This window comes from Bradyrhizobium sp. BRP19 (genome assembly GCF_020194195.1).
Classification (GTDB): domain Bacteria; phylum Pseudomonadota; class Alphaproteobacteria; order Rhizobiales; family Xanthobacteraceae; genus Bradyrhizobium; species Bradyrhizobium yuanmingense.
In genome coordinates, this window is record NZ_JADYVZ010000010.1 from 87,465 (window position 1) to 100,457 (window position 12,993).

At 65.4% G+C, this 12,993-nt stretch carries 13 protein-coding genes and 1 pseudogene; 5 read left to right on the top strand and 9 right to left on the bottom strand.

Translation table 11 applies throughout. The annotated features are described in order from the left end of the window. Positions 1-38: 38 nt before the first annotated feature. The gene (locus I6F36_RS26245) at positions 39-341 is read left to right on the top strand and encodes an EthD family reductase (RefSeq protein WP_225172454.1); all 303 of its coding nucleotides are present in this window, start codon (positions 39-41) and stop codon (positions 339-341) included. Further along, positions 341-868 carry a flavin reductase family protein gene (locus tag I6F36_RS26250; protein WP_225172455.1) on the top strand — a complete coding sequence of 176 codons (528 nt, stop codon included), beginning with the start codon at positions 341-343 and terminating at the stop codon, positions 866-868. The genes I6F36_RS26245 and I6F36_RS26250 overlap by 1 nt, the downstream gene beginning before the upstream one ends. Positions 869-899: 31 nt before the next feature. Here I6F36_RS26250 and I6F36_RS26255 read toward each other — a convergent pair whose 3' ends face one another. Then, positions 900-1,070: an RNA polymerase sigma factor region1.1 domain-containing protein gene (locus I6F36_RS26255; RefSeq protein ID WP_036005446.1), complete on the bottom strand. Its 171-nt coding sequence runs from the start codon at positions 1,068-1,070 to the stop codon at positions 900-902. Positions 1,071-1,302: 232 nt separating this feature from the next. Beyond that, positions 1,303-2,226 carry an arginase family protein gene (locus I6F36_RS26260; protein ID WP_225172456.1) on the bottom strand — a complete coding sequence of 308 codons (924 nt, stop codon included), beginning with the start codon at positions 2,224-2,226 and terminating at the stop codon, positions 1,303-1,305. Between the two features lie 180 nt (positions 2,227-2,406). Here I6F36_RS26260 and I6F36_RS26265 point away from each other — a divergent pair. Then, positions 2,407-3,380: pseudogene (locus I6F36_RS26265) on the top strand (magnesium transporter CorA family protein). 40 nt (positions 3,381-3,420) lie between these two features. Here the strand turns inward: I6F36_RS26265 and I6F36_RS26270 are convergent. After that, a complete protein-coding gene (locus I6F36_RS26270) occupies positions 3,421-4,047 on the bottom strand; it encodes an alpha/beta hydrolase (protein ID WP_225128899.1) in 627 nt (208 codons plus the stop codon). Then, on the bottom strand, positions 4,044-4,982 hold the full coding sequence (locus I6F36_RS26275; protein WP_225128901.1) for a ring-cleaving dioxygenase: 939 nt from the start codon (positions 4,980-4,982) through the stop codon (positions 4,044-4,046). The genes I6F36_RS26270 and I6F36_RS26275 overlap by 4 nt, the downstream gene beginning before the upstream one ends. Before the next feature lie 128 nt (positions 4,983-5,110). Here I6F36_RS26275 and I6F36_RS26280 point away from each other — a divergent pair, with 128 nt between their 5' ends. Both I6F36_RS26280 and I6F36_RS26285 read left to right on the top strand, forming a co-directional pair. Continuing rightward, positions 5,111-6,040: a LysR family transcriptional regulator gene (locus I6F36_RS26280; RefSeq protein ID WP_225172457.1), complete on the top strand. Its 930-nt coding sequence runs from the start codon at positions 5,111-5,113 to the stop codon at positions 6,038-6,040. Between the two features lie 409 nt (positions 6,041-6,449). Continuing rightward, positions 6,450-6,926: a hypothetical protein gene (locus I6F36_RS26285; RefSeq protein WP_225172458.1), complete on the top strand. Its 477-nt coding sequence runs from the start codon at positions 6,450-6,452 to the stop codon at positions 6,924-6,926. Positions 6,927-7,115: 189 nt separating this feature from the next. Here the strand turns inward: I6F36_RS26285 and I6F36_RS26290 are convergent, their stop codons facing one another. The 5 genes from I6F36_RS26290 to cobU all read right to left on the bottom strand — a co-directional run bounded on the left by I6F36_RS26290 (position 7,116) and on the right by cobU (position 12,881). Beyond that, positions 7,116-9,809: a hybrid sensor histidine kinase/response regulator gene (locus I6F36_RS26290; protein ID WP_225172459.1), complete on the bottom strand. Its 2,694-nt coding sequence runs from the start codon at positions 9,807-9,809 to the stop codon at positions 7,116-7,118. Further along, on the bottom strand, positions 9,806-10,840 hold the full coding sequence (locus I6F36_RS26295; protein ID WP_225172460.1) for an ABC transporter substrate-binding protein: 1,035 nt from the start codon (positions 10,838-10,840) through the stop codon (positions 9,806-9,808). Before I6F36_RS26295 ends, I6F36_RS26290 begins: the two co-directional genes overlap by 4 nt. 121 nt (positions 10,841-10,961) lie before the next feature. Further along, positions 10,962-11,594 (bottom strand): 5,6-dimethylbenzimidazole synthase, encoded by a 633-nt coding sequence (gene bluB / locus I6F36_RS26300; RefSeq protein WP_036034966.1) that lies wholly within the window; start codon positions 11,592-11,594, stop codon positions 10,962-10,964. Between the two features lie 4 nt (positions 11,595-11,598). Continuing rightward, on the bottom strand, positions 11,599-12,381 hold the full coding sequence (gene cobS / locus I6F36_RS26305) for an adenosylcobinamide-GDP ribazoletransferase (RefSeq protein ID WP_225172461.1): 783 nt from the start codon (positions 12,379-12,381) through the stop codon (positions 11,599-11,601). After that, on the bottom strand, positions 12,378-12,881 hold the full coding sequence (gene cobU, locus I6F36_RS26310; protein WP_036035070.1) for a bifunctional adenosylcobinamide kinase/adenosylcobinamide-phosphate guanylyltransferase: 504 nt from the start codon (positions 12,879-12,881) through the stop codon (positions 12,378-12,380). The genes cobS and cobU overlap by 4 nt, the downstream gene beginning before the upstream one ends. Positions 12,882-12,993: the final 112 nt, after the last annotated feature.

Here is a 12,993-nt window from a genome sequence, read left to right on the forward strand (position 1 = left end):
CCTGGGCGGATGCTGAACCATGTCTGAGAGGAACACCAATGCATTGCCTGACCGTTCTTTACCCGACGCCCGACGATCCATCGGCCTTCAGGGCCTACTACGTCGACAAGCATGCCCCCCTGGCAGCGACGCTCCCTGGTCTGGTGCGTCATCATTACGCTTTCCCCCAACGACTCGGACCGGGGGAGGCGCCTTTCTGCATCTTCCAGGCCTTCTTCCCCGACGCTGCTGCGATGGACGCGGCGCTCGGCTCAAGCATCGGCCGGAAGGTCGCAGCCGACGTGCCGAACTATTCGCCCAAGGGTGCGACGCTCTGCCATTTCAAGATCGAAGGCGCGTAATGGGTCACGTTGCCGAACCGGCCGGTTTTCGGGCAGCCGCATCGCGGTTCGCGACGGGCATTACGGTCGTCGCGACCGTCGATGAGGATGGCGCGCCGCTCGGCATGACCGCCAACAGCTTCACGACTGTTTCGGCGGATCCGCCAACTGTGCTTGTCTCTCTCATGCACGGGCGGACCTGGCAGGCTGTGGCCAAGTCCGGCATCTATTCCGTCAATGTCCTGCATGCGGAAGACGCCGCGATCTGCGCGCACTTTGCCGGAAGGCCCTTGTTGCGCGACGCTCCGCCGCTCGTCGCTCGCCAAGGATTTTTCGTGCTCCCGCAGGCGATCGCGCAGTTCGCCTGCGAGGTGGTCCAATCGATCGATATCGCCGACCACACGCTCTTCATCGGCGAGGTGCGCTGGTGCCGGCACAATGAGGGAACGCCTCTCGCATTCTACGCCAGCCGTCTTCGAAGGGGCGTCGGGATGGAAATCTCTTCCGCGGATAACGTTGCCTATCCCGGTGACGGATGGTGGACTTGAGACCTCTGTTGTTGCGCCAGGAGCCAAAGCGTCAGTCTTCTTCAATCCGAATTCCAGCCTCGCTCACAGCGCTCAGAATGCGGTCGATGTCTTCGGGGCTCAGTACACGGCCTTCACAAATCTGATTCAACTGATCGAATGTGATCTTGCCGCTCCGTTCGCCAATTTCGATGGCTCGTCGTATGATGTCCGGCACTAGCATGTTCTCACCTTTTCGGTCGCCCTACTGGGTTATCGCATTTGAGGGCTTTCGCTGCGGCCATCCTTCGAGACGCCCGCTTTGGGCGGGCTCCTCAGGATGAGGATCGAATGCGTGGCGGCAGTTTCAACGGGCACTGATGCTGATGAGCCTCATCCTGAGGAGGCGCGTTAGCGCCGCCTCGAAGGACGAGGCGTGCGCACCGGTCGCCGCCACGATTCATATGCGGTAGCAGCTATACGTTCCGCCGACCAATGCAACCCAGCGCATTGCAGATGATCCGCGCGACCGCAATCGCTCCAAGATTCTGCACATCGCGCTCGGGAACGAATTCGACGATGTCCAGGCCCACTATTCTGGACTTTGCCGCGACACCCCGTATGAGGTCGATAACGTCGAAATAAGACAGTCCGCCCGGCTGTGGGACGAGCACGCCGGGGATGACCGATGGATCAAGACCGTCGCAATCGATGGTCATCAGGCACTCGCCGTCATCCTCGATCGCGCCGAGCACGCTTTCGATCCCGTGACGCTGGACATGTCTTGCCGTGAAGATCTTCGCGCCCCACGCCTTTGCATCGTCGAATTCGGCGCGACCGGAGCCGCCGATGCCGCGCAAGCCGACCTGCACGATGCGCTTGACCCAGGGCAATTCGCTGGCGCGCCGCATCGTGCTGGAGAAGGTATAGCCCGATCCGTTTCGCTGATCCCGCCAATCAAGGTGGGCGTCGATCTGCACGACTGTCAGTCCCTTGCAGTCCTGGAACGCCTCGAAGAAAGGAATGGGGACGGAATCATCACCGCCCAGGAGGATCGGAACGGCGCCGACCGAAAGGACGGCCTGCGTGGCTGCTCTGATGGCATCACGGTTGCTCTCCGGCGTCATTGGGTCGGTCGGGACGTTTCCACCGTCCAAGACCCTCATTTTGCTCGGATCGAGCAGCTCGGCGTCCTGATCGAAATCCCAGCGGGTGAGATCGCTCTCATAGTGACGCAGCGCGCGACGGATGACGTCGGGCGCTCTTGCGGCATGGCTGGTCTGACCTGCGAGGTACGGGGTGGCATCCGACGCGCCGAACAGGATCGCGTCAGCCGCCGGCAGTGGGGCGGTCAGGTCGCAGGCCTCAACACCCAGGAATGTCGTCATTTCGGGATGCACTACGCGTATCCATGGATCACCCGCGCGTCCGTCAACGTGCCTCGCTCGACCGTGTTCCGGTCGGTATCTCGATGTCCCCTGGAATGCCGCTGTCACTTGGAGGGTCTTGAACGTCTGGAACTCTCATGCGTTAGTCGGCGGCGCCATCCGGCATGACGATGCGGCCACGGAGTTCGGTTCTTGCTCAGACTTTACAGGTGGCCGTCCGACGACTGGCACGGCATCGGCGCGGAAATGCCCACGGAGGTCATCTGGGCCGATCTTCTAAACGGTACCGACGAGGAAAAGCAGTTCGTCGAGCGGCTGCTCGGCATCCGCATTCCCTCGGAAGACTCGCTCAGCGAGATCGAGGCGTCGAGCCGCCTGATCTTCGACCACGGCACGCTCTATCTCAGTTCGCCCGCGGTCCGGGTCACCGAGGCCGACGAGGCCGAGATCACGCCGGTGGGCTTCGTCATCGGCCCGCATGTGCTGGTGACGGTGCGCTTTGCAGAGCTGCCGATCTTCGACGACATCGGCAAGCGCATCGGCTCCGATGACAGCCTGGAGAACGGCATGTGCGTGTTCGTCAGCCTGCTCGAGGCCATGATCGATCGCGGCGCCGATGTCCTGGAGCATCTCGGCGGCAAGGTCGACCAGCTCTCGCGCGGTGTCTTTAGGGGCGGGCTGGTGCGCACCCAGCGCCCGGTGCGCTCCAGCCGCAGGATGCGGGAGGCCCTGGAGACTGTCGGCGAGCTGGCCGACCGGCTCGCCAAGGCGCGCGATGTCCTGCTCGGGGTGGGCCGCGTTGCCGCGTTTGCCGGCGACGTCGGCAGCGAGTGGATCACGGCATCCTCGAAGAAGCGTCTGGAAGCCGTGTCCAAGGACGTCGTCTCGCTCAGCGATTACGAGACGCGATTGTCGGACAAGATCCAGCTGCTGCTCGATGCCGTGCTCGGCTTCATCAACATCCAGCAGAACGAGCTGTTCAAGATCCTGACGATCGTCTCAGTCGTCGGCGTGCCGCCGACCATCATGGTCGGCATCTGGGGCATGAACTTCAAGCACATGCCCGAATTGGACTGGAGCTTCGGCTATCCGCTGGCCTGGCTCGCAATCATCGCCAGTGGCCTGTTGCCGCTGATCTGGTTCAAGCGGCCGGCTGGTTCGAGTGATGGCAGCGGCGCATCGTTCAAACGATGCGCCGCTGCTCGATCATGCGGCCTTGGCGTCCGCCTTGCTGATCCAGTCGCGGGACAGCGTCACATCGGCCTGCGACAATTGGTGGCCGGCTGGCAGCACCTTGTGATCGACGCGCGCGCCGGCGTCCGACAACAACGCCGCGAGCCGTGCCGAATTGCCCGCCGGCACGATCGGGTCGGCCTGGCCGGACAACAGCATCACCGGCTTGCCGCCGAGCGCAGCCTTTGGCGGATCCGACAACGGCACCATCGCGCGCAGCAGGATCGCGCCGGCCAGCACGTCAGGCTGCAGCAGCAATAGCGCCGCGGCGATGTTGGCGCCGTTGGAGAACCCGACCGCGATCGGCGCGGCGATGCCGTAGCGTTGCCGCGCCTCCGCGACGAAGTCGCCGAGCTCGTTCGCGCGGCGAGCTACGTCCTCCTCGTCGAACACGCCTTCGGCGAGACGGCGGAAGAAGCGCGGCATGCCGTGCTCGAGCACGCGGCCGCGCGGCGAAAGCAGGGCAGAGCCGGGCGAGATCATCTGGCCGAGGCCGAGCAGGTCGTTCTCGTCGCCGCCGGTGCCGTGCAGCAGCAGCAGAGGTGGAGAGCCCGCGTCGCCTGCGGGCTCGAAACGATGGATGAATGCAGTCTCGGTCATGACGCGGTCTCTTCCAGATTCGGCAGAACGCCCTCGATCTGCTTGCGGTGCGGTTCGAGGAAAGCAGGCAGCTTCAGCTCGCGCCCGAGGCTCGCCACGGGCTCGTCCACGGCAAAGCCGGGGATGTCGGTCGCGATCTCGAACAGCACGCCGCCAGGCTCGCGGAAGTAGATCGAGCGGAAGTAGTTGCGGTCGCGCTGCTCGGTCGGGTGCAGGCCGTGATTGCTCACGAGCCTCTCGGCCATCTGGCCCTGCTCGGCATCGTCGGCCGCGCGGAAGGCGATGTGGTGCACCGACCCGCCGCCCTGATGCCCGCGCAGAAAGCCCTTCGCCTCGTAGACGTCGACGACGCTGCCCTCGGCATCGCCGGGCGCCTTGAAGCGGATCACCGAGCCCTCGCGCCCGGTCTCCTTGAAGCCGAACACGTCGGTGAGGATGGCCGCCGTCTTCGCCGCGCTGTCGAGCAGCAGGGTCACGCCGTGGAAGCCGCGGATCGCATGCTCGGCCGGCACGTCGCCATTGCTCCAGCCCGGCTCGTTCTCGGCACCGGGGATGCCGACCAGCGCGAGCGCCATGCCATCGGGATCGGTGAACGGCAGCACGGACTCGCCGAAGCGCTTCTCCAGCGCCTCGTACCGAATGCCCTTCTCGGTGAAGCGCTGCGTCCAGTAGCCGAGCGAGCGCTGCGGCACGCGGAAGGCGGTCTGATGGGTCTCGCCGACGCCGCGGCGCCCGGCCGAGACGCCGGCCCACGGAAAGAAGGTCAAGATGGTGCCGGGGCGGCCGGTCTCGTCGCCATAATAGAAGTGGTAGGTGCCGGGATCGTCGAAATTGACCGTCTTCTTGACGAAGCGCAGGCCAAGATCCCGCGTGTAGAAGCCGAAATTGCGGATGGGATCGCCAGCAATCGCGGTGACATGGTGCAGTCCAGACATTGTCGTCCTCCAAATTCGGGGAGCGGTCTTGCTCTGGCCGGAAATATCGTTCCGCTTTGGATTGGAGACAATCCATGCAAATATGACGGCTATGTCTACGATTTGGAAACAGTCGACGGGGCGATCCCTTGGATAAGCTCGGCAGCCTCCGGGCCTTCGTGAAGGTGGTGGAAAGCGGCAGCTTTGCCGAGGCCGGCCGGCAGCTGCGGCTGTCGCGCTCGGCGATCAGCAAATACATCGCCGACCTCGAGGAGAGCCTCGGGGTCCAGCTTCTGAACCGCACCACAAGGCACGCCAGCCCGACCGAGAACGGCCAGCGCTATTTCGAGCGCGCGGTCGTGATCCTCTCGGAGGTGGAGGCTGCCGACCAGGCGGTGACGCAGGCGCAATCGGCGCCGCGGGGACTGCTCCGCGTCAACGCGCCGATGTCGTTCGGCACGATGCGGCTCGGGCCGGTCCTCGCCGATTTCATGACGCGCTTCCCGGAGCTGCAGCTCCAGATCGTGCTCAGCGACGATCTGCTCGATCCCGTGCAGGACGGCTTTGACGTGACGTTGCGGATCGCGGAGCTGGAATCGTCGAGCCTGATCGCGCGCAAAATCATGCCGGTGGCGCGCATGATCTGCGCGTCGCCGGATTATCTCGCCCGGCACGGCACGCCGAAGCATCCGCAGGATCTGCGCGAGCATGCTTCGCTGACCTACGGCTTCCTGCTCACGGGTAATCAGTGGAAGCTCACCGGCCGCGACGGCGACCACTGGATCCAGCCGGCCTGGTCGCTCTGCGTCAACAATGCCGAGGTGCTGCGCGATGTCGCCATCAAGGGCAGGGGACTGGCGCTGCTGCCGGAGTTCATTGCGGCCGATGCGTTGCGGAAAGGCGAGTTGCGGACAGTGCTGGATGATTATTCCGCGCCGCCGCTAGCGCTCTATGCGGTGTATCCGCCGACGCGGCATCTGTCGGTGAAGGTGCGGCTGTTCATCGACTTCCTGGTCGAGCGGTTCGGGCGGGAGGATGAGGAAGTTGGCGGGCGCAGACGTGCGGAGGCTGGGTCGTGAAGCCACGAATCTGCCGAGGCAATGGCTCGCAGCGCCAGTCTAGGGACTCTGCCGCTGAAATTGTGAGTGGCATGGGTTCTCCCATTGTCAGCGTTGTTGACAGTGATTCCTCGGAATTACTCTTGCGCGAATGATAAGATGAAGTCCGGCAACCAGCAGAGGCCATGATGATTGTGCCTCTGCTGAGAGTCCCGCGCAGTGGCTGGATAAGATTATATCGCAACGGAGACTTGAACTTTCTTCCCGTGGCTTGGGACTCATATTCGCGTCCCGACTTCGCCTCAGGACAGAGAGAGTTCAGCCGCTGTCGGGCGTTGCCGAGGGCTCTCTTCCGTGCCACCGCGAAGAGCCTGGCTCGATGAGTCGCCCGCACTTCTCGACTTGGTTTCAACAAGCGCAGGAGGAAGCTATGCGGAAGTCTCTCACCTTTTTCCTTTCTGGTGTGGCATTGGCCGTCGCGGCGTCAACCGCCGTAGCCGGTGAGCGGGTGCTCGAGTTCAAGCTCGTCACCAAGCCGCTCGACCTCAAGGTCATAGAGGCCGCAAACGTTGAAGGACAGACGGTCGTGTCCGGGAAATTCTTCGGAGTGGCCGTCTTCAGCGATGGCCGTATCGGCGTGAAAGAGTTCGTCAATAGTTCGGACCTGCTCAAAGGGTCTGGCCCCTTCTTCGGCTATAGCACTTACACGTTCGAGGAAGGCTCGATTACGGCGCGCTACACCGGATCGGCCAAAGACGGCAAATCGACGGGCGAATACACGATTCTTTCGGGCACTGGTGCCTACGCGAATGCAACGGGTACGGGAACCATCGAAAGCGCGCCGAACCCATTCAAGGGTGTCAACCTGCTCAACATAAAGCTGGTCGTTAGAACTTCGGGCTCGTGATAGCGAATGCTAAACAGGTCCCGCACGAAGGTAGTTGATCTCTTGGGGGGCGCGCTGGCCCGGCCGGAAACACAGCGCCGGCCGGGCGACCTACTGAAGAACCGGCTGGAGTCGTGGGATTGATCTTTCCGCTTGGCCAGCCGCTGGTGCCGCAGGAGAGAACGCTTGGGAGCTCCGACCTGCGCAAATCTAGCTGACAGATTGCTGTCCGGCAGGTTCAAGCAGATCATTCAGCGCTTGCATCGACGCCTGTCGAATCTCGGCGAGTTCGCGTGCGGCACTGTCGAGTTCGGCAGGTGACATCGCGGGTGCCGCCAGCTCGACGTCGCGGCTGCGCTCGAACAGGCGGACGAGGCCGAGCGCACTTGCCGCGCTGCCAAGTTGATGCGCGGATCGTGCGAGGTGCTTGTGATCGCCCGCCGCCGCGGCGTCGGCGATGTCGTGGATCAATCGTTCTCCCGTCTGCTGGAGCAGATGGTGGAGCTTGTCGATTTGCGCGGCGCCCAGCAGCTCCCGCTGGTCGTCGAGGAAAGGCCGATCGATCAGTTCGGTCGCCGGGCGTTGCGCGGCTGCCGGCTCGGCCACCAGATCATCCTCGATCGCCTCGCGCAGCGCGTTGACCAGGATCGGCTTGCTGACGACCTTGGCGATGCCGGCGCCGGCAAGCCGATCGCGGGCGCGGCCGGAGACGTCGGCGGTCACGGCGATGAGGCGCGGCATCTTGGCAAGTCCGAGCTCGCCGATCCGGAAGGCCGCCTCCACGCCGTCCATGTCGGGCATGTGCAGATCCATCAGGATGACGTCGAAGGCCTGATCGCGGGCGAGCTCGACGGCTGCGGCGCCGTTCCTGGCGATCGTCGTGTGGTGGCCGAGCCGGTGCAGGATCGCTGCGCCGACCTCGCAATTGACGGGGTCATCGTCGACCAGAAGCACGCGGAGCTGCCGCGACGGCGGCGCAAGCGCGCCTTGCGCCACGCTGCTTCCGGCAAGCCCGAGCGGCACTTCGAGCGTGAACGTGCTGCCCGCGCCGGGCGCGCTCTCGACCTTGAGCTCGCCGCGCATCAGGCGGGTGAGACGGCGCGCGATCGCAAGGCCGAGGCCGGTGCCGCCGAAGCGACGCGCGATGCTGTCGTCGGCCTGGACGAAATCCTCGAAAATCCGCTCGTGCAGCTCGGGCGCGATGCCGATGCCGGTGTCGCGCACGATGATGCACAGCAGGAGGTGATCGCCGCGCCGCTCGGTTGCCGCGCTCACGCCGATGCCGCCGCTCGGGGTGAACTTGATCGCGTTGCCGATCAGGTTGAGCAGGATGCGGTTGAGCCTGACGGGATCGCCATGCGCGGCGGTGTCGACCGTGTCATCGCAGGCGAGATCGAAGCTCAGGCCTTTGTCGAGGGCTTGCGGACGCATCAGGTCGCCGGCGGCTTCGATGAGCTGGTCGAGACGGAAGTCGCGCGTCTCCAGCATTTCCGTGCTGGCCTCGAGACGCGCATATTCCAGCACCGCATCGACCAGCGCGATCAGCGTTTCGCCCGACGCCGCCGCGGTGGCAAGATGGCGGCGCTGGGCCTCGCTGAGGCTGCCGTCGTCCAAGAGTTGCAGCACGCCCATGACGCCGTTGAGCGGCGTGCGCAACTCATGGCTGACGACGGCGAGGAAGCGCGACTTGGTCTCATTGGCCGCGACCGCCGCGCGGCGCGCGCGCTCGGCGGCGTCGTGCTCGGCGAGCGCGTGGTCGCGGGCCTTCTCCAGCTCGGAGGTGCGCTCGATCACCTTGCGCTCGAGCGTGGCGTAGGATTCGCGCAAATGCGCCGCCATGCGGTTGAACTGCTCGCCGAGCGCCTCAAGCTCGTCGCCGGTCTTGATCGCGAGCCGCGAGTTGAGGTCGCCGCTGCCGATCCGCCTGGCTCCTTGGGTCAGCAGCTGGATCGGCACGGTCATGCGCCGGCTGAGAATGAGCGAGACCAGCACCGCGCAGGCGAGCAGGATCACGAGCAGGAAGGTCGAGCGGCCGATCGAGGCATAGATCGGCGCGTAGGCTTCGGTAAGCGGCAGCTCGACGAACACCAGCCAGCCGAGCGAGGGCACGGTCGCATAGGTCGACAGCACGCGCTGGCCGGAGAGATCCTCCTTGACGAGGCCGCCCGAAGGCGGCCCGATGCCGTCGAGCGCGGCGCGGACGTCGGCATGGCCGGAGAGATCGCTGCGCTGGAGCGCCCGCCATAAATCGGGATGCGCGATCAACACGCCCATGCGGTCGACGACATAGGCCTTGCCGGTGTTGCCGACCCTGATTCCCGTGACGAGGTCCCAGATGAAGCGCAGATTGACCTCGGCGACGATCACATCGGGAGCGCGCCCGATGCCGCGCGTGGCGAGCGTCATGAAGGGCTCGGTGTCGCCGAAGAAATAGACGGGACCGTAATAGGCCCGGCTGTCATTGGCACCGCGGAAGGCGGCTGAAGCGGAGAGATCGGCGTTGCTGCCGACCTTGTCGGCGATCCGGCGCGATACGCGCAGCTGCTCGCGGCCTTCCGAATTGAGCTGGGCGATCTCCGCGATCGCAGGCGAGAGGCGCAGGAGGCGGATGGCGTTCAGCCGCTCGTCCTCGTGGGTCGACAGCTCCGGCGGCAGGCGCGCGAGCCACCTGATCTGGTTCTCGATCTGGCCGATGAACTGGCCGATCTGAATCGCTGCGGAGGCGGCCTGTTCGCGCTGGGTCGCCGCCAGCAGCTGCTTCTGCTCGCGATAGGAGAACCAGACGTCGAAGCTGGTGTTGATGGCGAGCGCGGCGAAGGCGAGGGCGACGATCGAGTAGAGATATTTCCTGAACAGGCGGCCGGAAGGCGTGCGCGAAGGTTCCTGGTCGCCGGGATCGTTCACTCGCGGATCTCGTCGGCGCGCGCGAGCAGCGTGAACGGGATCGTCAAGCCGAACGAGCGGGCGACCGTGCGGTTGATCAACAGCTCGTATTTGCGCGGCGATTGCACTGGAAGGTCGCCGGGCTTGGTGCCGCGCAGGATCAGGTCGACGTAATCGGCCGAGCGCACCTCGAGCGTTGGGCCGTAGCTCATCAGCCCGCCGGCATCCATGAAGTAATGGAACGGATAGATCGTGGGCACGCGGTATTTGGCGGCGGCCGCGACCACCGCCTTGCGGTTGACCACGAGGAAGCTGTCGACCAGCGCCACCATCGCCGCCTTGGGCAGTTCGGAAAAGCGCTTGACGGCGTCGTCGATCTCCGCGGGCGCGTTGACGGGCGCGGGGATCACGGAGACGCCGGATGCGGCAGCCTCCTGCTCGATCGATTCGAGGAAGAAGCGTCCGCCGCGCGGCGTGGTCGCGGGGTTGAACAGGATGCCGACGCGCGCGACGTCGGGCACGGCCTCGCGGATCAGCTGGAGCCACTTGCCGCCCATCTCGGCGCTGCTGTTGGTGAAGCCGGTGGCGTTGCCGCGGGGATGCGCGAGGCTTTCGACGAAGCCGTTGCCGACCGGATCGTTCGCGGTCGCAAACACGACCGGGATGGTCTTGGTGGCGGCAAGGACGGCGGCGGTCTCGATCGTCGACCCCGTCAGGATCACGTCCGGCTTGAGGTCGAGCAATTCCTGGACGGCCATCTTCAGCCGGTCCGGCGCGCCGAAGGTGGAACGGAGCTCGAGGCGGAAGTTGACGCCTTCGACCCAGCCGCGCTGCCGCAAGCCGGCGACGAGGTTGCCCAGGCGAGAGCTCGCGCTGTCGATCATGCCGCGTCTGGTCAGCTCGTCGTCGAGCGGCAATGCGGTGAGCGAGGCGACGATCCGCATACGATCCGGCGTTGCGCCGAGCGCGATCCATCCCGCGACCGATGCAGTCGCGAGGCGAATGAAGCCGCGGCGATTGACCGCCGAGGAAACGAAAGATCGCCCCGTCATGGACTACGTTGCACGATCGCCTTGCTTTGCTCGATGCTTAGCGCGAAAGCGGGGTGCCCACAATCGACGAAAGGCGCATGTGAATGTTCGTTCGCAGGCTTTCGATCTGGTGCCCGGCGGCCTAGCGCCGCAGCGTGAACGCGTCCGCGCTGCGCCGTTGCTCCCATTTCGCCTGCTCCAGCTCGGGCCGGTCGCACTCGATCTCGGGATAGCCGATGCAGAGATAGGCGATGAACTTCCAGCTGTCAGGCACGTCGAGAACAGCGTGCATGCGCGCAGGGTTCAGTATCGACACCCAGCCGAGGCCGATGCCCTCGGCGCGGGCGGCGAGCCACATCGCGGTGATGGCGGCGACCACGGAATATTCCGTCGTTTCAGGCATGGTCGCGCGGCCGAGGCCGTGGCCGATGTCGCTGCCCTTGTCGGCGAACACGGCAAGATGGCCGGGCGCCTGCTCGAGGCCGGACAGTTTCAAGGTGGCATAGCGTGCGGCGCGGTCGCCGGAGTAGCAGCTCAGCGCGTCGGCATTGCACGTCCTGAAATCTTCGACCACGGCGCGGCGCGTTGCAGTATCATTGACGATCACGAAGCGCCAGGGCTGGCTGAGGCCGACCGAAGGCGAGAGGCAGGCGGTCTCGATTAGGCGATCGATCGCCCCCTCCGGCAGCGGATCGCTGCGGAAGCGGCGCACGTCGCGACGCCACACGAACAGCTCGCGTAAGTGCTGGCGGAAGCTATCGTCGAACTCGACCATGAGGTCATCGCCCCATTTGGAAGGACGCCGCCACCAGCAGGATCAGGATCTCGCCCGTCTGCTCGAACGCGCCGAGGATGTCGCCGGTCTGCCCCCCGATTTGGCGGATGGCAAGCCGCGCCAGCAGCAGGCCGGCCAGTGACAGCAGGATCAGGCCGACCAGCGCCTTGCCCGGCCCCAACGTCAGGGCAAGCGCAAGCGTTCCAAGCGCGAAGGCGATGGCCACGCTGCGCCCGGGCGGCGCCCCGGCGCCGGCAGAGAGGCCATCAGGCCGCGCCGACGGGACTAGCCACATGAAGGCCGGCAGGCCGGCACGGGCAGCAACGTGCGCCGCGCACAGCGCGAGCATGACGGCCCATGGATTTGCGATCGTCGCAAGCGCGCTCCAGCGCAGGCCGAACGATAGGATCAGGGCGCAGACGCCATAGGTCCCGATCCGGCTGTCGCGCATGATCTCGAGCTTGCGCTCGCGCGTGCGGCCGCCGCCGAGGCCGTCCGCGGTGTCGGCAAGTCCGTCCTCGTGCAGCGCGCCGGTGATGAGGGCGGTCGTGGCTAGCACGAGGAGGGCGGCAAGGCTCGGCGTCAGTCCGAAGCGAACGGCGATCTTGTAAGTGAGGGCACCGGCGAGGCCGACCAGCAGCCCCGCGACCGGCAGCGCCCACGTTGCCCGCGCAACGGCGCCGTCGCCCGCAGGCTTCGAGGATGCCACCGGCAGGATCGTCACGAACGATGTCGCCATCTTGAGATCGGCGAGGATGTCCTTGAGAAGCTCGGCGCGCGGGATCATTTCAGCTTCAACGGCAGGCCGGCGACGACGAACTCGACCTCGTCGGCGGCACCGGCAATGATCTGGTTCATGATTCCGGCGGCATCGCGGAAGCTGCGCGCCAGCGCATTGTCGGGCACGATGCCGAGGCCGACCTCGTTGGTGACGAGCACGACGGGGCTGTTGAGGCGGGGCAGCGTGTCGGCGAGCTCTCTTACGTCTCGCTCCCAATCGCGCGCCGCATGCATCAGGTTGGAGAGCCACAGCGTCAGGCAGTCGACGAGCCTTGCGCCGCCGCCTTCGGTCGAGAGCAGCGCGGGCACAAGATCGAGCGGCACCTCGCGCTCGATCCAATCGGCTCCGCGCCGCGCGCGATGTCTTGCGATGCGTTCCTGCATTTCGCCATCGAGCGCCTCGGCCGTCGCGACGTAGACGGGCTGGCCGGCAAAGCTGCGCGCGCGCGCCTCCGCCCGGGTGCTCTTGCCCGATCGCGCCCCGCCGGTGATCAAGATGACGGCCATGAAGGTCTCCTGCCGCAGCACTAATCATCAAACGCGGCCAAAGACAAAGCCGAAATCAGGCAGCGAGGGGCTTGCACTCGGCCGCCGTCTTGCGCAACAGGGGCGGGACAGG

Bases quoted from the DNA above. Each gene is read 5' to 3' on its own strand.
- I6F36_RS26250 (WP_225172455.1), top strand. From the start codon at position 341: ATGGGTCACGTTGCCGAACCGGCCGGTTTTCGGGCAGCCGCATCGCGG.
- I6F36_RS26270 (WP_225128899.1), bottom strand. From the start codon at position 4,047: ATGACCGAGACTGCATTCATCCATCGTTTCGAGCCCGCAGGCGACGCG.
- I6F36_RS26255 (WP_036005446.1), bottom strand. From the start codon at position 1,070: ATGCTAGTGCCGGACATCATACGACGAGCCATCGAAATTGGCGAACGG.
- I6F36_RS26295 (WP_225172460.1), bottom strand. From the start codon at position 10,840: ATGACGGGGCGATCTTTCGTTTCCTCGGCGGTCAATCGCCGCGGCTTC.
- bluB (WP_036034966.1), bottom strand. From the start codon at position 11,594: ATGGTCGAGTTCGACGATAGCTTCCGCCAGCACTTACGCGAGCTGTTC.
- I6F36_RS26245 (WP_225172454.1), top strand. From the start codon at position 39: ATGCATTGCCTGACCGTTCTTTACCCGACGCCCGACGATCCATCGGCC.
- cobS (WP_225172461.1), bottom strand. From the start codon at position 12,381: ATGATCCCGCGCGCCGAGCTTCTCAAGGACATCCTCGCCGATCTCAAG.
- I6F36_RS26285 (WP_225172458.1), top strand. From the start codon at position 6,450: ATGCGGAAGTCTCTCACCTTTTTCCTTTCTGGTGTGGCATTGGCCGTC.
- cobU (WP_036035070.1), bottom strand. From the start codon at position 12,881: ATGGCCGTCATCTTGATCACCGGCGGGGCGCGATCGGGCAAGAGCACC.
- I6F36_RS26275 (WP_225128901.1), bottom strand. From the start codon at position 4,982: ATGTCTGGACTGCACCATGTCACCGCGATTGCTGGCGATCCCATCCGC.